The organism is Emticicia oligotrophica DSM 17448 (assembly GCF_000263195.1).
In the GTDB taxonomy this organism is placed as follows: Bacteria; Bacteroidota; Bacteroidia; order Cytophagales; family Spirosomataceae; genus Emticicia; species Emticicia oligotrophica.
This window is the reverse complement of record NC_018748.1, coordinates 4,635,700-4,655,202: the sequence shown is the minus strand read 5'-3', so window position 1 is coordinate 4,655,202 and position 19,503 is coordinate 4,635,700. Positions and strand designations below refer to the sequence as shown.

Genomic DNA, 19,503 nt, shown 5'->3' with positions numbered 1-19,503 from the left:
TCGACATCAAGCGAGCTTTTCTTTTTTTTTAATCTACTGAATCTAAAATTAATTCAAAATCTTCCGACATCTCTTTAAATCTATTTACAACACGTTCCATAAATGTATCTCCAAGCATTTCTTCGATTTCATCTTCACTTGATACATCATATTCATTAACTTTGTACGTTTGCTCATACATTCCAGCTTCAAACTTAATTATGTATTTATTGTTCCATGCATAAAGAGAAGCTTTGCAATAATTATTTGGAATTTCTTTAATGTATTTCATTTTTCGAATAATTTGTTGATTGAAATGCAATTTTACAAAACAAATTTGAATAAAAAAATAACAACAACAGACTAATTTAACTATACTACTAAAATGAATATTACTTTTAATACTTTTAAAACTTTTATTACTATTATAATTATTTGTACTTTATATACTTCATGTGAGAGATCGAAGAAAGACACAGAATTATTCTTCATTCAGGGAAATGTCGCTTATAAAAAAGGAAATTTTGAAGAAGCGATTAAATTTTATTCAGAAGCGATTGAAAAAACTCCAAAGTTTGCCGATGCTTACAATAATAGAGGAATTGTAAAACGTGAGATGGGTAATATTGAAGGAGCCATACTAGACTTTGAAAAAGCAGTTGAAATTGACAATAAATTTTCAATGGCCAAATACAACTTAGCTGAAGCATATTCTAATACGAGCAAGTTAAACGAATCTAATGAATTATTAACACAAATTAGTAACCAATATAGAGACTCCTCATTTTTTTATGTTACTTTAAGTAATGTGCAAATACAGCAAAATAAGATTTCAGATGCCAGCTCAAGCCTTGCATTGGCTTTAAAGTTAAATCCTAAAAATGATAAGGCATTTACAAATCTAGGCTACATTCAATACACAGAAAAAAAATATGCCGATGCTAAATCGAATTTTGAGAAAGCTTTATCAATAAATCCAAATCAAGATTTTGCATTAAATAATCTAAGTATGATTGAAGCACAAAAAGAAAATTTCACAAAATCATTAGATATAATTGAAAAAGCGATATTTTTAAAAAAGGATGACATTTATTTAAATAATAAAGCCTACTACTTAATCAATGTGGGAAAGAAAGAAGAAGCAAAAAAAATACTTGATATACTGCTAGAAAAGAATGTTAATAATGCATGGGCACTTAGAAATTTAGGCTTCTATCTATACAAAAACTCAGATTATCAATTAGCATTTGAAGCATTAACAAAAGCAGATAAAATCGACCCTACAGTTGAACTGTTGAATTACTACCTTGGTTTAACACAAAAAAGCCTTGGCAATAATGCCAAAGCTTGTGAATATTGGAATGTAGGTTTTAAAATTAATGAGGCAAAATCGATAGAAATGTTAAACAAATTCTGCAAATAATTTTTTGTATGATGCAAAAACCTCAGCATTCTTATTACCATCAATTTCAACTTCAATTAATATAGGCCTTTCTGATTTTTGATGAAGAAAGTTTAATGTACTTAATAGGCTTTCTTCATCATTCACTTGATGATAAAATACATTTGCCTCCTCGCAAATATACTTCGCAGAACTGCTTTGAATTGTTTCAAAATATTCCTTTACTTCAGGTTGCTTATTTGGACCATCAATTATTCTAAATATATTCCCACCATGATTATTTATGACTATAACTCTCAGATTATCAGGCAGATAAGTATTCCAAAAACCATTTCTATCATAAAAGAATGACATATCCCCTATTAAACAAGTTACAATTTTATTAGTCTTTAATGCCACTCCAATAGCCGAACTCAGCGAACCATCTATACCGCTAGTGCCTCTATTTGCAAAAATTTCGATATTTTTCCCCTTTTCTATGCCTATGAGATTTGCGTATCTCACTACCATACTATTGGCAAGATGAAATATCGAATTCTCAGGCAGTTTATCAATGATGCTTTTTATGACTTTAAATTCAGAATACTCTAAATTCTCAATAAATGAATTAAGTTTTTTCTTTGCTCTTTCATTTGTATTACACCATTGCTGCAAAAATTCAAAATCAATTTCTTCATCGCCATTTTTAAAATTCTGAATATCTAAATCTTCAAATAATTGTTCGAAGAAATATTCTGGCGAAACTTCAACTTTATCAGTCAATGTCTGAAATGGATCAATCAAATCACCATTTTCTTGAATATGAAAATGAAACTTAGGTTTATTATTACGAATGAATATTTTTAGGTTCTTTGAAATAACTGACTTACCAATTGTAATAAGCAAATCTGGTTTCAAGTTATTTTTTAGATTTTCATTTTTGGAAGATAAAAAAACATCCGATAAAACTGGCTCAATTGAATTTACATTTGAAATAATATCTGCAACAACTGGTACACCCAATTCTTCCACAAATTTTTCAAGTACAATGTTCAACCTTTTAGAACTATGTTGATGTCCGACAATAATTAACTTATTATCAATACTTTCCCAGATTTCTTTAAAATTACACCAAAATTCATTTGATAGTTTTTTCTCTACATGTGCATGTTTAATTATTCTTACGTTTCTATCAAATTCAATTTTTTCCATTTCAGTAGGATAAAATGGTTCTCTAATTGGAACATTGATATGAACTGGCCCCTTGGGAAAAATCTGAGAAAGATTTACAGCCTCATTAACAACCCTCTCAATTTGCCAAACTGAATCAGAATGGGTATAATCAGAAGGTAATTCAAAGGCTTTTTTTACATGTTTTCCATAAATTTCTCGCTGATAAATTGTTTGTCCATCATATTGATGAATCCATTCCGCTGGACGGTCAGCCGTCATTACTAATAAAGGTATTTCTTGGAAATATGCTTCAGCAACTGCAGGAGCAAAATTATATGCGGCAGTACCAGAAGTACAAATCAGTGCTACTGTGTCACCCGTTTGTTGTGCCATTCCTAATCCAATAAAAGCAGCAGACCTTTCATCACTAATACTGTATGTTTGAATTTCAGGATGACGTACTAAAGAGATAGTTAAAGCCGCACTTCTTGAACCCGGACACAAAATAGCAGTCTTTACATTTTTTTGAGCAAGAATTTCAGCGATATTATGAATTGGTTGTAAAATAGCCATTCTTTTGAAATTTATTCTAATGTTTATTAAAAACAAAAAAAGGCACGATTACGTACCTTTCTTTGATTAATTATTTGTGTAGCTTATCCTAAATAAGCTTTCAAAGCTTTGCTTCTTGATGTTTGACGTAATCGTCTGATTGCTTTTTCTTTGATTTGGCGTACACGTTCACGAGTAAGATTAAACTTCTCACCAATTTCTTCGAGAGTCATTGCTTGTTCGCCATTTAGCCCAAAGTAATAAGTGATAACTTCTGCTTCTCTTTGCGTAAGCGTTGATAATGCACGCATTACTTCTCTTCGGAGTGAATCATCAATTAAACCTTGGTCTGGCTTCACTTCGCTGTCATTTTCCAATACATCCAAAAGGCTATTTTCTTCACCTTGAACAAATGGAGCATCTACAGAAACGTGTCTACCAGAAATTTTTAATGTATCAATTACCTCCGCAGCAGTAATTTCTAGTACTTCTGCTAACTCTTCAGGTGATGGTTCTCTTTCAAATTTTTGCTCCAAATCGGAGAAAGTTTTTGAGATTTTATTTAATGAACCAACACGATTTAGTGGTAAACGCACGATACGTGATTGCTCTGCCAAAGCTTGAAGAATTGACTGACGAATCCACCAAACGGCATAAGAAATGAATTTAAAACCACGGGTTTCATCAAATCTTTGGGCAGCCTTGATTAAACCTAAGTTTCCTTCATTAATCAAATCACCCAATGACAAACCTTGATTTTGATATTGTTTGGCAACTGAAACCACGAAACGCAAGTTTGCTTTTGTCAATCTCTCCAAAGAGTATTGGTCTCCATCCCTAATCTTCTGTGCAAGTATAACTTCCTCATCGGGAGTTAGCAAATCTACCTTACCAATTTCTTGGAGATACTTGTCGAGAGATTGGCTCTCGCGGTTTGTAATTTGCTTACTAATTTTTAGCTGACGCATATCTTCATTTAAACGGGTTCATCCCCGACAGATTTCTTATATAACGTAAAAACTTTAATACCTTGGCTTAAAGAACAATTAAATTTTGTTAAATGTTTCAATATTTGATATTTGTTACTTATTAAACAACAAATATCAGATAACAAAATTATGCTTGTTTCTTTTCTGGTCTTGGTAAAAGTGCTTTTCTTGATAATCGGAATTTACCAGTTTTTGGGTCAACTTCGAGTAATTTAACCTGAAGCTCTTCACCGATTTCAAGTACACCATCCATACTTGGAAGGCGTTCCCATGAAATTTCAGAAATATGAAGTAAACCTTCTTTACCAGGCATAAATTCAACAAAAGCACCGAATGGTTGAATCGATTTTACTTTTGCATCATATACTTCACCTACCTCTGGAGTAGCTACAATTGCATACACACGCTTTTTAGCATGTGCCATACTATCGCCATTGGTTGCAAAAATAGAAACATATCCTTTACCTTCTTTTTCTTCAATTGTAATAGTAGCTCCTGATTCTCTTTGGATTTCCTGTACAATTTTACCACCAGGTCCGATTACTGCACCAATGAATTCTTTATCTATAACAATGGTGAATGCACGTGGAGCGTGTGGTTTCAAATCTGGACGAGGAGTTTCAATTGCTTCCTTCATTTTTCCTAAGATATGAATTCTGCCTGCTTTTGCCTGAAGTAATGCTTGCTCAAGAATTTCAAAAGATAACCCTCCGATTTTAATGTCCATCTGACAAGCAGTGATACCAGTTTCAGTACCCGTTACTTTGAAGTCCATATCACCAAGGTGGTCTTCATCACCAAGGATATCAGAAAGTACAGCCCATTTCCCTGCTGAGTTATCAGTAATTAAACCCATTGCAATGCCAGAGATTGGTGCTTTAATTTGTACACCAGCATCCATCAAAGCCAAACATCCAGCACAAACTGTAGCCATTGAAGATGAACCATTCGATTCAAGAATATCAGATACTACACGAATTGTATAAGGATTATCAGCTTCTGGTGGCAATATTTGTTTCAAAGAACGCATCGCCAAGTTACCATGACCAATTTCACGACGACCTGCACCACGGTTTGGTTTGATTTCGCCCGTAGAGAATCCTGGGAAATTATAATGCAAGAAAAACTTGCTATATCCAGAAACCATTACTTGGTCAACAATCATTTCATCAAGCTTTGTACCCAAAGTTGCTGTTGTTAATGATTGTGTTTCGCCACGAGTAAATAGTGCCGAACCATGAGCAGATGGTAGATAATCTACTTCACAAACAATTGGACGAATTTCATCTAACTTACGACCGTCTAAACGTGTACGTTCATCAAGTACCATGTTTCTTGATGCATAGTACTGAATATCACCATAATATGTTTTGATAAGAGATTTTTTCTCAGCTAACTCTTCCTCTGATAAGCTAGCAATAAACTCATCAAGTATAGCTCCAAATTTCTCTTTTCTAACTTCTTTCTTGTTATTTCCTTCCAAACAAACAGCATAAACTTTATCGTAAAGCTCTTTATTCATCCGTTCACGTAGTTCTTCATCATGAACTTCATGACAATAAACACGTTTTTCAGTTTTGCCTAATTCAGTTTCAAAGGCTTTCAATGCATCTACCTGAACGATAATAGCTTCATGAGCAACCTTAATTGCTTCAATCATTTCTTCTTCAGTACATTGGTCTGCCTCTCCCTCAACCATAATGATATTATCACGTGTTCCAGCTACAATTAAATCTAATGAAGCGTGCTTCATTTCGCTTGTAGTTGGGTTGACTAAATACTGACCATTTGATTTTATCACACGAACTTCAGAGATTGGTCCATTAAATGGAATATCAGAAACAGCCAATGCAGCAGAAGCAGCTAAAGCAGCGAGGGCATCAGGTTGAATTTCCGCATCCGCAGAAATTAATGTAACAATAACTTGAACTTCTGCATGATAGTCCTCGGGAAAAATTGGACGTAAAGCACGGTCAATCAAACGACTGATAAGCACTTCATTATCTGAAAGTTTTCCCTCACGACGTTGGAAACTTCCCGGAATTTTACCTGCAGAACCAAATTTTTCTTGATAATCAACCGAAAGAGGTAAGAAGTCGGTTCCTTCTTTGTGTTCTTGTGCCGCAACTACAGTAGCCAAAAGCATTGTATTACCACTTTTAACTACTACCGAACCATCAGCCTGACGAGCCAATTTCCCAGTTTCAATGGTAATCACTTTGCCATCGGGCATTACGATGGTCTTAGTGTGAATGTTAAACATTATCTGATTTTTTTATTAGTACCACGCGTCCGCTTTGACGTGGTTGTTATTATCCGTAATTCCGCGGGGATAAATTTGATATTTTCTATTGAAGTATGATTTCGAATAAAAAAGTCAGGGAATAAGTAAAATACTCCCTGACCAATTTGATATTACTTACGAATTCCTAATTCGGCGATGATTGCTCTGTAACGAGAAATATCATTCTTGTACAAATAATCAAGTAAACGACGACGCTTACCTACTAATTTCAACAAGCCTGCTCTCGTAGAGTAATCATGCTTGTGAGATTTTAAATGCTCAGTAAGGTGTGCAATACGATAAGTAAATAATGCAATCTGAGATTCAGGAGAACCTGTATCAGTTGCTTTCTTTTGGAAACCTTTTGCTGCAAAGATTTCTTCTTTTTTCTCCGTAGTTAAATACATCTTGATGTTAACTTAGATTTATAAATTATTTTAAAACAGTTGCAAAGATAGTTATTTATTTTCAATAAATAATGAAAATTACCAAATATAATATATATTGACGACGCAAGAAGGTATATTAATGGCATAAAAAAAGCCTTCCTCAATTTGGGATGGCTTTTCAAATAACAAATGTTCAACTTAAACTTAAAAGTGACGATGGCGAGATTCGAACTCGCACAGGCTTACGCCCACTACCCCCTCAAAGTAGCGTGTCTACCAATTCCACCACATCGCCTTACTTTGACTTCAAAACTAAATAGGGAAGCGAATTTTTCCAAATTTGTTTTGGGAATTATTTTAAAATAAAAAGCCTCAGACTTGAGGCTTTCGTGATCCCGCTGGGACTCGAACCCAGGACCCATACATTAAAAGTGTATTGCTCTACCAACTGAGCTACGGAATCATCAAACTTTTGGCCTTAGCCTCTGTTTGTCATATATGTAAAGTGGCCTCTACCACGAAGAAGAATTACCACTGGTAACCCTTGTGATCCCGCTGGGACTCGAACCCAGGACCCATACATTAAAAGTGTATTGCTCTACCAACTGAGCTACGGAATCTTTTATTTTAATCTAAGTTTGAGGTTCACATTTGAAAGTAAATCAATTTATATTAACTTTGCTTTCTGTGCCGTTGTTCTTAAATCGTGGTGCAAAATTAGTACTTTTAACAATACGATGCAAACATACTTTCTGAAATTTCTGAAAATATTTTTAACTTTTTTTTTAACGTTGGGGCAACTTATTGATAGTCAGGCTCAAACAAACTTAAATAAAAAAGCAGATTCTTTATTTGTTCAAAAAAAATTTGATGAGTCAAAAGCACTTTATGAGCAAATCTTAAAAAACAGCTCAAACCCCAATCCTAAAATTTATCTTAAACTTGCCAATATTTCAGAAAGTAAAGGAGAATTTGTGAACGAACTTTATTATTTGAATTTATATTTTTTTAAGCAGCCAAACGAAAAAACGTTTGAGAAGATGTATTTGGTAGCCTCTGAAAATGGTTTCAAAGGGTACGAAAAAAACGATTTGAATTATTTTCTTTTCTATTATCGTCAATATTCAAATTACCTTTGGCTTGGATTTTTAATTTTAGGGATATATATATTTGTAGTTCTAATCTTAAAGAAAAGAAATAAGCAGTTTTCACCCGCACGACACAAAGTTATTTTTGTAGTATATTTATTATTTCTGGGAGGACTCATTAATCTACCGAATAATTATAAATCGGCGATAATTAAAAACGAGAAAGTTTACTTGAGAGATTATCCTTCAGCTGCTTCTCAAATTGTGGGAAGTATTAGTGAGGGTAATAGACTGAATGTCATTAAGTCAGATGATATTTGGTACCAAGTATTATGGGAAGGTAATTTTTGCTATTTAAAAGCAAGTGATATATATGTTGTAAAATAAAAATAGGCCACATTTTATGTGGCCTAATAACTATGCAATTTGACTAGCTTGCTTCAAAGGTGAATTTTTTTCTTTAGAAAGGTTAGTATAAACTAACCTATCTACCAAACTCGGGAACAACTTATTTAACCACACGGTTAGTTTTCCTTCTTTGGTTAAAACAATCGAACGCTTTCTTTTCTTGATTGCTTTAACAATGTGTATGGCACATTCTTCAGCTGACATCATTTTTTCCTCATCTCTAACTGTTTCTTGACTTACTTCACCATGGCCATCAATTGCTGCAAATCGTATGTTTGAAGAAGTGAATCCAGGGCAAGCAGTAAGAACGTTTACACCAGAATATAACAATTCTGTTCTTAAGGCCTCGAGAAAACCGTTTACTGCAAATTTTGAGGCAGAATAACCCGAGCGTACTGGTAAACCTCTAAAACCTGCAATCGAGGAAATGCCCACGATTGTTCCCTTGGCTTTCTTAATGTAAGGCAAGGCCGCTTGTGTTAAATAGACAGTACCAAAGAAATTGATATCCATTACTTTCCTGATAGTAGCGTCAATGTCAGCGTCTTCAAACATCGAACGCATGGTTATACCAGCGTTATTAATTACAATATCAATTTTGCCATAGTGGTAGATGGCTTCAGCAACTATGCGTTTATTGTCGTACTCTAAGCTCGAATCGGCCACGATGTAGTGGTTTTCGATTCCATTCATTGAAAGTTCGTGGCTGGTTTGCTCTAGTTTGTCATTATTACGACCCGTAATAATTAATTTACATTTTTCTTTTCCAAGCTCAAACGCCAAAGCTTTTCCAATACCTGACGAACCACCTGTGATGATTACAACTTTATCTTTTAGCATGGAATTTGTTTTTAAATAAATTATGAACTCACTATAAAAGAGAAAACAATAATTATAAAATAAATGTTTTTTTTCGTGATTTTGTTCCCTTAATAGATTAAAAACAAAGTACTAAAGATTAAAATTTATTTAATTAAATTAATGATTCCTTTAAAAACTTTATCGGAAAAGGTAAGAGCATAAAAATACTGTCCACTTGGTGCCTCGCCACCATCCCAATTAAAGTTTCTATCATCAGTTAAGAAAACAGATTTCCCCCATCTATTCACAATTTCAAATTTTTGAAACTGCCTTTTACAATTATCGTCAGGAATATTTCCCAAATTGAAAAAATCATTTTTACCATCAGCATTAGGCGTAAAAGTGTTAAAAGGCTCGAATGGATTATCAATCACTAAATTATCTTTTAGTATTAATTTCACATTTACCGAATCTTTCATTTGAAAGCAATTATTATCTTTTGCTGAAAAATTGACAATAAACTCCCTCAAATCCTGACCACCCAATAGTGAACAAGTTGGTTTCCATGTAAACAAACTGCTTAATTTGCCTTTTCCATCTTTATTTTCAAATGTCATTTGTGCACTCTTAAAATCAAATCCTTTGGGAACACCAATTAAAGAAATAATCTCATTATCAATATCTTGCGAATTTACATTAAAAGTTACGTCGTTACTTTGATTTGGGTTTAAGGTATAAGTAATGGTATTATTATTTAGAGAAGTGAGTACAGTAGGTGCATTATTAGGCTTTCCTTTTACTTCCACAGGAACAGAATACAAGGTCTGTGCACTTATGCCACATCTTTGGTCTCTCACAATAAAATCAAGTAATAATTGCTTTTGTCTGAGTGCTTCGCAATTTGGTATGAACTGGAGAATAGAATTTACACTTCCAATGCCATTTTTTGAAGGAAAATTAAAACCATAATTTGCAAGGTTGAAGTTACGCCCTGCACCCGAGAGCGATAGTGTATCGTTATCAACATCATTACCAAAAACAGAAAATCTTAGGGTATCCCCGTACATAACTACTGGATTATTGGTCAAAGAAGTTGTGATCGTAGGTTTAGTATTCTGATTTTCTTCGAATTGAACCCTCATTTTAAAACTTCTATTTTGAGGCACAGGACAGCCATTATCACTTATTAAGATATAAAATTCAGCTGGAACATTATTACGAGTTATAATACATTCATCCAAACAAAAAGTAGCTCTTAAGGTATCGCTAGACTTTATTTCGGTAGAAAGTGTTGTGGGAAATAAAATCTTTTTTGTGTCAATATTTACACCTTTTACAGAAAGAGTTACAATTTGTTTAATATCTGGGTCAGTAAAAAGAATATCAAAACAACGCTTTTGACCTTTTTTAATCGTAACTATCTCATTATTTGAAAACACTTTTTTAGAATTTTGGTTGGCAACTCCAACAACTGGTGGTGCATTATAAATACAATCAATCACTTTTAACTGAAAATCTCTTTTCATTCTACCAATTCTTTTTCCCTTACGGAACTCTTCAACCATTACCGAAAAAACATATAAACCTAATTTATTCGGTTTTACGCTTAATACTCCTGTCTGTGAATCTATTCTCAAAGGTATTTCGCCAGGAATTACATTGTTTATATCAATTCCTGAAACCCAAGAAGCTTCTCTGTAAGATGTGCTAGGAGATGTCATTGGGTTTGAAACTTGAGGAGAAGAATTACCAATCCAAGGAACAACCAAATTATACACTAGACTATCGCCATCTTCATCAGTAGCATTAAAATCAATTTCAAAGTATTGGTTAATACAGGCATAATCAGCGATAATATCACGAAAATGAGGCGTTGTATTAGGCACTGTATTTCCTACAAATTCAGTATAAAAAACCATTCCAACATTACTAGGATTTTGAATATTGGTAATAATGTTGTTTCTACAGCAGCGTTCCCAAACAATCATATATCCTTCTGGGTCTGAGAATTTGGCATCAGACATATCAATAGTATTCGTGTATTTTATTAGTAAAGTAGCTAAATCTCCTTTTTGACAAGATGGGTCTACATACTTTATGGGCTGGCGGTAAGTTTGTGGACAAGTAATATTCCCCATAAGGGCTAAATCTTTCTTTCGATAAACTTGTAGTGTAATTGTTAGGTCTTCCGCAGCAGAACGACCATTGATTGCATCAAAATATAAGCTAAGAGTGACTTGATGCGTAGAGTTAGGAACAATAGGATTTTTAATTTGAATGACCTCAATCTCTCCTCCCACAATGTGAGAGGCCCTTACTCCATGTACAATAAAAAATAATAACAGCAAGAATAAAACTTTTTTCATAATGAGAATAGTTCAGAATTTAGATTCGGCTAAATAAAAGACGTGAAAAGATAGTCAAAGGTTCGATTTTGAACTTCAAGCTAAGTTAAATACTTTTGTGGTTTAAAACTAAGGGAAATCAGAAAATAAAAGATTTGAGCCTACTCAGAATCAGCATATTAAATAATGGGAAAACAAAAAACATTTGTAATTGAGTCAATAGTGGTTGAAAGCTTTGCAGCCGAAGGTAAGTGTATTGCAAAACACAACGGACAAGTAATTTTTATAGAAGGAAGCAATGTGCACCCAGGCGATAAAGTCAAACTTTTTGTAAATAACAGAAAGAAAAACTATGCAGAAGCAAATGTGCTTGAAATAATTGAGGCATCACCCGACAGAATTAAGCCTTTTTGCCAACACTTTGGCGTTTGTGGAGGATGTAAATGGCAACATGTACCTTATGAGAAACAGTTAGAACTCAAATGGACACAGGTAAATGACCAGTTAAAAAGAATTGGCAAACTCGAATTGCCAGAAATCAAACCAATTTTAGGTTCTGCAAAAACAGAGTTTTACAGAAATAAACTTGAATATACATTTTCTAATAGTCGCTGGTTTACTCGTGATGAAATTAACACAGAGGAATCAATGGATAAAAATGCTTTGGGTTTCCATGTTCCAAAAAGATTTGAAAAGGTATTGCCGATTGAAAAGTGTTTTCACCAAATTGATCCCTCAAATGCAATTCGATTATCTCTAAGAGATTTTGCCAATCAACAAAAATATACCTACTACGACCACATTGCCCATGAAGGATTTCTCCGTAACGTGATGATTCGGACTTCAACAACGGGCGATTTGATGGTAATGGTACAATTTGCCCAAAATAATGAAGAAGATATAAAAGCTGTGATGCAACACCTACATCAAAGTTTTCCAGAAATAACTTCTTTAAATTATATTTTAAATCAAAAGAAAAACGATACCTTCTTCGACTTGGAAGTAAAGACCTACTACGGCAAGCCTTACATTGAAGAAAAAATGGAAGACTTAACTTTCAGAATAGGTGTCAAATCATTTTATCAAACAAATTCTGAGCAAGCATACGAACTTTATAAAATAACAAGAGATTTAGCTGGTTTAACGGGTAATGAGTTAGTCTATGACCTTTATACTGGAACTGGAACAATTGCCAACTTTGTAGCTAAAAAAGCAAAAAAAGTAATCGGGATTGAATATGTTGCCGATGCGGTGGAAGATGCAAAAATAAATTCAGGTGTCAATCAATTAGAAAATACTGAATTTTATGCAGGAGATATGCGTAAGTTTCTAACTAAAGAATTTATCGAGCAGAATGGCAAACCTGATGTTGTAATTACTGACCCTCCACGTGCGGGAATGGATGAACCTGTAGTAAGAACATTAATGGAAGCGGCTCCTAAAAGAATTGTATATGTAAGTTGTAATCCAGCGACCCAAGCACGAGATTTAGCTATTTTAAGCGAAAAATACCATATTTCTTATGTACAACCAGTTGATATGTTTCCCCATACGCATCACGTTGAAAATGTAGTGAGATTGGATTTAAAGTAATAATAATAAAAAAGGGATTCTGATTTGAATCCCTTTTTTATTATTTTAAACCTAATTCCTCTACAATATGTAAGGTTTTGGTATTTTTTCGTGTCCTAAATGCAATCTCAGGTTTATATCCTTCAGTAGTTTTGGCATAATAACCAGTGCCATTGTATGGGCGTTTTCTTGGATTTTCTTTACAGGCTACCGAACAAGCTCCTTCCATTTCTTGGCCACATTTTTCACAAATCGGTAAATGTTCATTACATTCTGGATTCGCACAGTTAACCATTCTATCACTTGGAGTTCCGCAAATATGACATTTAGAAATAATTTCAGGATTCACTTTATTTACTTCGGTAGTTAATCTATTATCAAAAACATAGCATTTACCATCGAAATCTTCACCTCCCTCTTCTAAGCCATATTTTATTATTCCACCATGCAACTGATACACATCGGAAAAACCCTGTGATAATAAATAAGCACTTGCTTTTTCACATTTAATTCCTCCAGTACAATAGGTAATAATTTTTTTATCTTTTAAATGCTCAATTTCGTGTACATGTTCAGGTAATTCACGAAGATTTTCCATGTCAAACGTTATTGCACCTTTAAATTTCCCTACCGAATGTTCATAATTTGAACGCATATCAACTAAAACTACATTAGGGTCATTTTTAATTAATTGCTTAAAGTCAGCAGGTTCAAGGTGCTTTCCAGTTTGAACTAATGGATTTACAGGTAATTCAGAATGGACAATTTCTTTCTTAATTCTCACATATAGTTTCGTGAAAGCATGTTTAGAAACTTTTTCTACTTTAAAATCAACCGACTCAAAGCGAGAATCAGACTTCACCCAAGCCATATATTTTTCTGTATCTGCTACTAAGCCCGAAACAGTTCCATTCAAACCCTCGGGAGCAACAATGATTCTTCCAAGAAGATTGTTATCTAGACAAAATTGATGGTGGATATCACGATACTCAACTACGTTTTCAATCGGTGAGTAGATGTAATACAGAAGAACTTGGTAATTTAACGCGGATGCAGAATCTTCAACTGCCGCTTCTAAAGGGGTATTTTTATCTAATTTCATTGATTATCAATATTTCAAGGTGTAAACTTGATTTGAATTTCCGCAAAATTACAAAACATATTCTGTTAATTCTATGATTTTTATGATATAAGAATTTATTTTGTGAAACATATTAAAATTTCAAGAAATTCTGACAAAGTAAAAAATGCACATTGCGATTACGGGTAATATAGGTGCCGGCAAAACTACCTTAGCTACAAAACTGGCAAATCATTATGGTTGGGAAGTATTATATGAAGCAGTTGATGGAAATCCATACCTCCCTCCTTTTTATGAAGATATGGAAAAATGGGCGTTTCACTTACAGATATATTTCTTAAACAGTAGGTTCGAGCAAGTATTAAAAATAAAACAATTGACCGAAAGAAAAACAATCATTCAGGATAGGTCAATTTATGAAGATGCGTATATTTTTGCAAGAAATCTCTATGAAACGGGGAAGTTCAATGAAACTGATTATCAAACATACAAAAGCATGTTTAATACGATTACCCAAGCAATTTCTCATCCTGATTTAATGATTTATCTACGAGCCGATTTAACAAAATTGCAAAGACAAATCAATAAACGGGGCAGAGATTTTGAAAAAAACATTGACCCTAATTATCTTTTGAGTTTAAACAAACTTTATGAAGATTTTGTAGAATTATATACGCACGGAAAACTATTAGTTATTGATGTAAATGACTTAGATTATGCCGAAAGTGAAGATGATTTTAGATATATCACCGAAATTATTGATAACAATATCAGTATGGGAACTCAACTTAGCATTCAAAATATATAGAACAAAAAATGCCTCGAATGTTCGAGGCATTTTTTGTTCTATATTAGGTTAAAACTTTTTTAGGTTTAAAAAATTTCCTTTCATTCCAAAGCGATTTCAATTTATCAAAATAAACTGCGTAAATATCACTTTCAAACAATCTTGCATCATTAGTAGCTTTATAGAGGAAATATACACCAAACAACAATAATATAAAATCTGGCATCCAAACACCAAGTAAAACTGGCCAAATATCTTCCTTTGCATATTTATCACCAAGTTGCATTAAAACATACATTAAAATAAAAAAAGTAATCGAAAGCAAAACTGGCATACCAAAACCCCCTTTTTTTATAATTGAACCAAGAGAAGAACCAATTAGAAACATTACAAAACAAGCAAAAGCCATCGTAAACTTGTGCCATTTTTCAACTTCAGCTTTTATGGCATCTCGCTTTTTACTTTTGATAATATCTACCGTGGTATTAAATTGGTCTTTGAGATTTTTAGCTTGATTTAGTGCTGTTTCAAAGGCTTCTTCATCTGAAGTAACAGTTACAGATTTCTTCATTTTTTCAGCTATCCAACTGCCTGATTTAATTGGTTTTCGCTCACGGGCTGCTTTTGATGTATCAACTGGATATTCCTTAAACTGAAAGTTATAAAGGTTTGTAGCTAATGTAGTTTGGGATCTGAGTGTCTTTTTTATATCTTTTTTTATTGAATCTGCTTGTTCATTGAGTTGATTAATATTTTTCATAAACTCGTGATACTTGAACTGGGATTCATCTGTTCTTTTCATTCCAAATGATTCAAGTGAAAAGACCATCTTATTTTGCTTGAATCCATTTTTAACGAATTGAGTTTCATTATAACTTGCATCATTACTTCTGTAATCAATATAGTTACAACCATTAAATAATTCAAACACTAAATAAGTATTATCATACATGGTGTACATCTTACCCGAATCAGCTAATGTAACGTTGATATTTCCATTATTTTGAGAATGATTATAGATGGTAACTCCTTTTAAGGTTTTCCCATCAGAGAATTTTTTTACTACTTTAATGCTATATCCGGGAATTTCTTTGTAAAAAATACCTTCTTTGATATTTAAAGTTACTTTAGTAGTTTTTACATCATATAATAGGCTATAGCCCTTTAAGTTTGCCCAGGGGTTTACTGTATTATTAAACCAGAAAGAAAATACACTTACACCTAAAGCAAAAATCATTGCAGGGAAAAGTACCCTTGAAATTGGAACTCCCGCTGACTTGATTGCCGTGAGCTCACTGTATTCGCCTAAATTCCCGAAGCACATCAAAGAAGCCAACAAAGTAGATAGTGGTAGTGCAATAGGCACGGTTATCAAAGAAAAGTAAACGAATAACTTTCCAAATACATCGTATCCCAAGTCTTTACCAACAAAATCGTTGAAATAAAGCATGAGGAAACGCATCAAAAAAATAAAAACTACCACGCAGGTAGTTAATATGAATGGCCCGATAAAAGACCTAATCACTAAAATATCAATTTTTTTCATTAAAACTACATTCAACCTCACAAAATTCCAACATGAAATTCAAATTCACAAATTGATTAAGTTTATTTAACAATAAAAATCAACCGCCAACAATTTCTTTAAGTTTATAAATCATATCATCCCAAATATCCTCTAATTCTCCTTCATCGTTATTATCAGAATTATCAGTTATTTTTAAAAAAGTGGCATTAGTTAGTTCACTTTGTTCAAGTCTAAACTCAACATAATTGCCTCTTTGGTCTGCGTTTAGAAAATCAAATTTAACAAGTTTATTGACTCTTTGAACAGATAAACGAGCGGGATGACTTTCATTATCCCAAACAAAATCAAAATTCGAGTCACTGGTATACTTTACTTTAGCTGCAAACCATTGCTGTAATCCTGCAGGTGTACTAAGATACGGATACAAAACTTTGGGCGATGCCTTGAATTCGTATTCTCGAGAAAATTTGAATTTGTCCATAATTCACAATATTTAGAAAAATACCTAAATCGAACTCGATTTAGTCTTATTAAATAACTATTTCAAGAAGTTTTATAACTTTTCTCGAAATTTTCTAATAGTTTGATTTGTTTATTTGCAATGTAAAAATCTTTGTGTAATTTTGCAACATATTCTTCAAGGCAATCAAAAAAGTCTTAAAAAATATAAAAAATATACTGCGGGATAGCTCAGATGGTTAGAGCGTAGGATTCATAACCCTAAGGTCGGCGGTTCGATCCCGCTTCCCGCAACACTTAAAGAGTCTCAGATTTGAGACTCTTTTTTTATGCATAAATCTCAATAAAGTTTCCACAATTAATGTAAAATTTCAAAAACTAATTTCTTCAAAATTTCACCTTCAGTTTCTTCTCCAACCTCAACACCTTTTGATTTTAGATCAGCATTTTTAATTGAATGAATAACAAAAGCTAATTTCGCTAACGAATAATTTCTAGCCGCTAAAATATAATCTTTGGCAAAAAAACTATTCACTTTTAGCAAAGAAGCCACATTTGACTCACTCAATTCACCAGACCCCTGTACTAATAACACCTTGCTGAAAAAATTGTAAAGAATAATTAAGATTGGTTGAATTGGATTATCTTTTGGATTTCTTCCCAAAAAGTTAATAATTTGATTTGCCTTCAAAACATCTCGCTGTATTAAAGCTTTTTGCAATTCAAAAACATTATATTCTTTACTTATACCAACGTACTTTTGAATAATATCTGCGTCAATACCTTCTCCTAATTTAATATTTAAAATAACTTTTTCTAATTCACTAGCTAATCTTTTTAAATCATTACCTATATGTTCTATCAATAACTGAATGGCCTTCATACTTATCTTTACGCCTCTACCATGACAATATGATGAAACAAATTCAGGTAATTGATTATCATACAACTTCTTAAAATTTTGTAATACACCATTTTTTGCGAATGCCTTTACCCATGTTTTGCGTTCATCCTGTGCAGTAGTGAAACATAGAACTAATATTGTTGAAGGTAATGGATTTAATGCATAATCTTCAATAAGTTTCTGATTTTCTTTTTGGTCAATACCTTGAATCTGATTAGCTTCCTTCACAATAATTAATTGTCTTTCGGCCATCATTGGAAATCTTCGAGCGTAATTTAAAACGGCTCCTACTGAAAGTTCTTTTCCAAATAAGACAAACTCATTAAAACCTTTTTCGTGTACTGGGATGGCCAAACTCTGAATTTTTTCTACTACTTGTTCAATATAAAATACTTCCTCACCATGTAAAAAGTAGAGTGGTCTAATGGAATCTTTCTTTATAGATTTTAAAATTTCAATCATAATTTTTCACAAATTCACCTTTTCACAATATCAACTAACCAATATTTTCATAACCATTTACATCCAAAAAATTGTTACAAGTTTCTAACAATTCAGGAAAAAATTTTTCAAAATTATCTTTGAATAATTTATAATGAATTTTTAAATCATCTGTCGCCTTTTCCATATTTGACTCAAACTTTGTTCTGCGAGAAACTCCTAGTAAAGCCCTTTCGATTCCCCAAAATTCGGCGTAGTTTTTCAACCAATCATGAGTAATCATTGATTCAATCATGGGTTTCATTTTTTCTGGCAAAATATTCCAATGCTTTTCGAAAGAAAAATAAACCCGTTTTCTAAATAAATCAAAAGGTTCTTTCGAATAAAAATCCCAATGAACTGCCAAAAAATGGTCAAAATAAATATCAATTAATACAGCTGAGTATTTATGATACTTTTCATAAAGAACTAATTTACAATTACTTACAAACGGATTAGAATCGGTTGCTGTATCAATTAGCCTGTGTAACATGATACCATGTTTGATATCTTTATTCAAATGATTATTCCGCTCATGGTCAATTCTCCCTACAATATAATCTTCCATTAAGTTACCAATCATAACTTCTTCATTTTTACCAGAAAGAAATAAATGTGCTAAAAAATTCATTAAAACAAGCTAATATGTGTACGTTTGCACCAAATTTAGAGGGTATATAAATGTTTAACTTAGAATCGCAAAATAATACGGATTTAGTTTTAATCAACCATAAACTCAAAAAACTTTAGAAATAATTATTAAAATACATTTTACAATGAAAATTGAATCAAACAAAGTCGTTAAAATAATTTATGAATTAGAAATTGGCGAGGAAAATGATAAAGAGCTACTTGAAATTGTTCAAGATGACGAGCCGATGGTTTTTATTCATGGCTTGAGTGGTCTGCCAGAAAAATTTGAAGAAAAATTAATTGGTCTTCAAGCTGAAGATGAATTTGAGTTTTCGATTGATGCTGAAGATGGCTACGGTGAACCAGACCCAGAAGCTATTATTGACTTTCCGATTGATAATTTTAAAATTGAAAATGGTCAAGTGCCAGAGGGAATGTTGGAAATTGGCAATATTATTCCTTTTTCAAATGAAGATGGCGGTAGAATGAATGGTAGAATTATAGAAATCGGAGAAGATTTTGTAGTTCTTGACTTTAATCATCCATTGGCAGGGCAAAAAATGCACTTTAAGGGAAAGATACTTGAAGTAAGAAATGCAAGTCAAAGTGAATTAGACCACGGCCATGTACATGGTGAAGGCGGCGTAATTCACTAATAAAATCCAGAAGA

Annotated in this window: 17 protein-coding genes and 4 tRNA genes; 6 read left to right on the top strand and 15 right to left on the bottom strand. The window is 32.8% G+C overall.

Annotation, left to right across the window (positions count from 1 at the left end):
• Nucleotides 1–28 precede the first annotated feature (28 nt).
• On the bottom strand, nucleotides 29–271 hold the full coding sequence (locus EMTOL_RS19285; protein ID WP_015031004.1) for a hypothetical protein: 243 nt from the start codon (nucleotides 269–271) through the stop codon (nucleotides 29–31).
• Nucleotides 272–364: 93 nt separating this feature from the next.
• Here EMTOL_RS19285 and EMTOL_RS19280 point away from each other — a divergent pair, with 93 nt between their 5' ends.
• Nucleotides 365–1,402, top strand: coding sequence for a tetratricopeptide repeat protein (locus EMTOL_RS19280; RefSeq protein ID WP_015031003.1), 1,038 nt, complete (start codon nucleotides 365–367; stop codon nucleotides 1,400–1,402).
• On the opposite strand, the gene menD is transcribed toward EMTOL_RS19280, so the two are convergent.
• The 7 genes from menD to EMTOL_RS19245 form a co-directional block, all read right to left on the bottom strand.
• A complete protein-coding gene (gene menD, locus EMTOL_RS19275) occupies nucleotides 1,382–3,106 on the bottom strand; it encodes a 2-succinyl-5-enolpyruvyl-6-hydroxy-3-cyclohexene-1-carboxylic-acid synthase (protein WP_015031002.1) in 1,725 nt (574 codons plus the stop codon). The two genes, EMTOL_RS19280 and menD, sit on opposite strands and share 21 nt — an antisense overlap.
• Nucleotides 3,107–3,189: 83 nt before the next feature.
• Entirely contained in the window at nucleotides 3,190–4,053 is an 864-nt protein-coding gene (locus tag EMTOL_RS19270; protein WP_015031001.1) for a sigma-70 family RNA polymerase sigma factor, read from the bottom strand.
• Between the two features lie 148 nt (nucleotides 4,054–4,201).
• Nucleotides 4,202–6,337 (bottom strand): polyribonucleotide nucleotidyltransferase, encoded by a 2,136-nt coding sequence (gene pnp / locus EMTOL_RS19265; protein WP_015031000.1) that lies wholly within the window; start codon nucleotides 6,335–6,337, stop codon nucleotides 4,202–4,204.
• Nucleotides 6,338–6,489: 152 nt separating this feature from the next.
• A complete protein-coding gene (rpsO, locus tag EMTOL_RS19260; protein ID WP_015030999.1) occupies nucleotides 6,490–6,765 on the bottom strand; it encodes a 30S ribosomal protein S15 in 276 nt (91 codons plus the stop codon).
• A gap of 193 nt (nucleotides 6,766–6,958) precedes the next feature.
• Nucleotides 6,959–7,042: transfer RNA gene (locus EMTOL_RS19255), tRNA-Leu, on the bottom strand.
• A 95-nt stretch (nucleotides 7,043–7,137) separates the two neighbouring features.
• Nucleotides 7,138–7,210, bottom strand: a tRNA-Lys gene (locus EMTOL_RS19250).
• Nucleotides 7,211–7,294: 84 nt separating this feature from the next.
• Nucleotides 7,295–7,367 (bottom strand) — tRNA-Lys (locus tag EMTOL_RS19245).
• A 117-nt stretch (nucleotides 7,368–7,484) separates the two neighbouring features.
• On the opposite strand from EMTOL_RS19245, the gene EMTOL_RS22265 reads away from it, so the two are divergent.
• Nucleotides 7,485–8,222 carry an SH3 domain-containing protein gene (locus EMTOL_RS22265; RefSeq protein WP_041694267.1) on the top strand — a complete coding sequence of 246 codons (738 nt, stop codon included), beginning with the start codon at nucleotides 7,485–7,487 and terminating at the stop codon, nucleotides 8,220–8,222.
• A 30-nt stretch (nucleotides 8,223–8,252) separates the two neighbouring features.
• Here the strand turns inward: EMTOL_RS22265 and EMTOL_RS19235 are convergent, their stop codons facing one another.
• Together EMTOL_RS19235 and EMTOL_RS19230 are read right to left on the bottom strand one after the other, a co-directional pair.
• Nucleotides 8,253–9,083 carry an SDR family oxidoreductase gene (locus EMTOL_RS19235; protein WP_015030997.1) on the bottom strand — a complete coding sequence of 277 codons (831 nt, stop codon included), beginning with the start codon at nucleotides 9,081–9,083 and terminating at the stop codon, nucleotides 8,253–8,255.
• Nucleotides 9,084–9,208: 125 nt separating this feature from the next.
• The gene (locus EMTOL_RS19230; protein ID WP_015030996.1) at nucleotides 9,209–11,410 is read right to left on the bottom strand and encodes a T9SS type B sorting domain-containing protein; all 2,202 of its coding nucleotides are present in this window, start codon (nucleotides 11,408–11,410) and stop codon (nucleotides 9,209–9,211) included.
• A 165-nt stretch (nucleotides 11,411–11,575) separates the two neighbouring features.
• Between EMTOL_RS19230 and rlmD the strand changes: the two genes are divergently transcribed.
• Nucleotides 11,576–12,982: a 23S rRNA (uracil(1939)-C(5))-methyltransferase RlmD gene (gene rlmD, locus EMTOL_RS19225; protein ID WP_015030995.1), complete on the top strand. Its 1,407-nt coding sequence runs from the start codon at nucleotides 11,576–11,578 to the stop codon at nucleotides 12,980–12,982.
• Nucleotides 12,983–13,022: 40 nt separating this feature from the next.
• On the opposite strand, the gene trhO is transcribed toward rlmD, so the two are convergent.
• The gene (trhO, locus tag EMTOL_RS19220) at nucleotides 13,023–14,063 is read right to left on the bottom strand and encodes an oxygen-dependent tRNA uridine(34) hydroxylase TrhO (protein WP_015030994.1); all 1,041 of its coding nucleotides are present in this window, start codon (nucleotides 14,061–14,063) and stop codon (nucleotides 13,023–13,025) included.
• A 145-nt stretch (nucleotides 14,064–14,208) separates the two neighbouring features.
• On the opposite strand from trhO, the gene EMTOL_RS19215 reads away from it, so the two are divergent.
• Nucleotides 14,209–14,850 carry a deoxynucleoside kinase gene (locus EMTOL_RS19215; RefSeq protein ID WP_015030993.1) on the top strand — a complete coding sequence of 214 codons (642 nt, stop codon included), beginning with the start codon at nucleotides 14,209–14,211 and terminating at the stop codon, nucleotides 14,848–14,850.
• A gap of 43 nt (nucleotides 14,851–14,893) precedes the next feature.
• Here the strand turns inward: EMTOL_RS19215 and EMTOL_RS19210 are convergent, their stop codons facing one another.
• Together EMTOL_RS19210 and EMTOL_RS19205 are read right to left on the bottom strand one after the other, a co-directional pair.
• On the bottom strand, nucleotides 14,894–16,375 hold the full coding sequence (locus tag EMTOL_RS19210) for an LptF/LptG family permease (RefSeq protein WP_015030992.1): 1,482 nt from the start codon (nucleotides 16,373–16,375) through the stop codon (nucleotides 14,894–14,896).
• A gap of 79 nt (nucleotides 16,376–16,454) precedes the next feature.
• Nucleotides 16,455–16,838 (bottom strand): START-like domain-containing protein, encoded by a 384-nt coding sequence (locus EMTOL_RS19205; RefSeq protein WP_015030991.1) that lies wholly within the window; start codon nucleotides 16,836–16,838, stop codon nucleotides 16,455–16,457.
• 198 nt (nucleotides 16,839–17,036) lie between these two features.
• Here EMTOL_RS19205 and EMTOL_RS19200 point away from each other — a divergent pair.
• Nucleotides 17,037–17,110 (top strand) — tRNA-Met (locus EMTOL_RS19200).
• Nucleotides 17,111–17,174: 64 nt separating this feature from the next.
• Here EMTOL_RS19200 and holA read toward each other — a convergent pair.
• Together holA and EMTOL_RS19190 are read right to left on the bottom strand one after the other, a co-directional pair.
• Complete coding sequence (gene holA, locus EMTOL_RS19195) at nucleotides 17,175–18,182, bottom strand: DNA polymerase III subunit delta (RefSeq protein ID WP_015030990.1); 1,008 nt, start codon at nucleotides 18,180–18,182, stop codon at nucleotides 17,175–17,177.
• Nucleotides 18,183–18,216: 34 nt separating this feature from the next.
• Nucleotides 18,217–18,831 (bottom strand): acyl carrier protein phosphodiesterase, encoded by a 615-nt coding sequence (locus tag EMTOL_RS19190; RefSeq protein WP_015030989.1) that lies wholly within the window; start codon nucleotides 18,829–18,831, stop codon nucleotides 18,217–18,219.
• A gap of 145 nt (nucleotides 18,832–18,976) precedes the next feature.
• Here EMTOL_RS19190 and EMTOL_RS19185 point away from each other — a divergent pair, with 145 nt between their 5' ends.
• Nucleotides 18,977–19,489, top strand: coding sequence for an FKBP-type peptidyl-prolyl cis-trans isomerase (locus tag EMTOL_RS19185; RefSeq protein ID WP_015030988.1), 513 nt, complete (start codon nucleotides 18,977–18,979; stop codon nucleotides 19,487–19,489).
• Nucleotides 19,490–19,503 lie beyond the last annotated feature (14 nt).

Coding starts and splice junctions, on each gene's coding strand:
- EMTOL_RS19285 (WP_015031004.1), bottom strand. CDS start 271: ATGAAATACATTAAAGAAATTCCAAATAATTATTGCAAAGCTTCTCTT.
- EMTOL_RS19280 (WP_015031003.1), top strand. CDS start 365: ATGAATATTACTTTTAATACTTTTAAAACTTTTATTACTATTATAATT.
- menD (WP_015031002.1), bottom strand. CDS start 3,106: ATGGCTATTTTACAACCAATTCATAATATCGCTGAAATTCTTGCTCAA.
- EMTOL_RS19270 (WP_015031001.1), bottom strand. CDS start 4,053: ATGCGTCAGCTAAAAATTAGTAAGCAAATTACAAACCGCGAGAGCCAA.
- pnp (WP_015031000.1), bottom strand. CDS start 6,337: ATGTTTAACATTCACACTAAGACCATCGTAATGCCCGATGGCAAAGTG.
- rpsO (WP_015030999.1), bottom strand. CDS start 6,765: ATGTATTTAACTACGGAGAAAAAAGAAGAAATCTTTGCAGCAAAAGGT.
- EMTOL_RS22265 (WP_041694267.1), top strand. CDS start 7,485: ATGCAAACATACTTTCTGAAATTTCTGAAAATATTTTTAACTTTTTTT.
- EMTOL_RS19235 (WP_015030997.1), bottom strand. CDS start 9,083: ATGCTAAAAGATAAAGTTGTAATCATCACAGGTGGTTCGTCAGGTATT.
- EMTOL_RS19230 (WP_015030996.1), bottom strand. CDS start 11,410: ATGAAAAAAGTTTTATTCTTGCTGTTATTATTTTTTATTGTACATGGA.
- rlmD (WP_015030995.1), top strand. CDS start 11,576: ATGGGAAAACAAAAAACATTTGTAATTGAGTCAATAGTGGTTGAAAGC.
- trhO (WP_015030994.1), bottom strand. CDS start 14,063: ATGAAATTAGATAAAAATACCCCTTTAGAAGCGGCAGTTGAAGATTCT.
- EMTOL_RS19215 (WP_015030993.1), top strand. CDS start 14,209: ATGCACATTGCGATTACGGGTAATATAGGTGCCGGCAAAACTACCTTA.
- EMTOL_RS19210 (WP_015030992.1), bottom strand. CDS start 16,375: ATGAAAAAAATTGATATTTTAGTGATTAGGTCTTTTATCGGGCCATTC.
- EMTOL_RS19205 (WP_015030991.1), bottom strand. CDS start 16,838: ATGGACAAATTCAAATTTTCTCGAGAATACGAATTCAAGGCATCGCCC.
- holA (WP_015030990.1), bottom strand. CDS start 18,182: ATGATTGAAATTTTAAAATCTATAAAGAAAGATTCCATTAGACCACTC.
- EMTOL_RS19190 (WP_015030989.1), bottom strand. CDS start 18,831: ATGAATTTTTTAGCACATTTATTTCTTTCTGGTAAAAATGAAGAAGTT.
- EMTOL_RS19185 (WP_015030988.1), top strand. CDS start 18,977: ATGAAAATTGAATCAAACAAAGTCGTTAAAATAATTTATGAATTAGAA.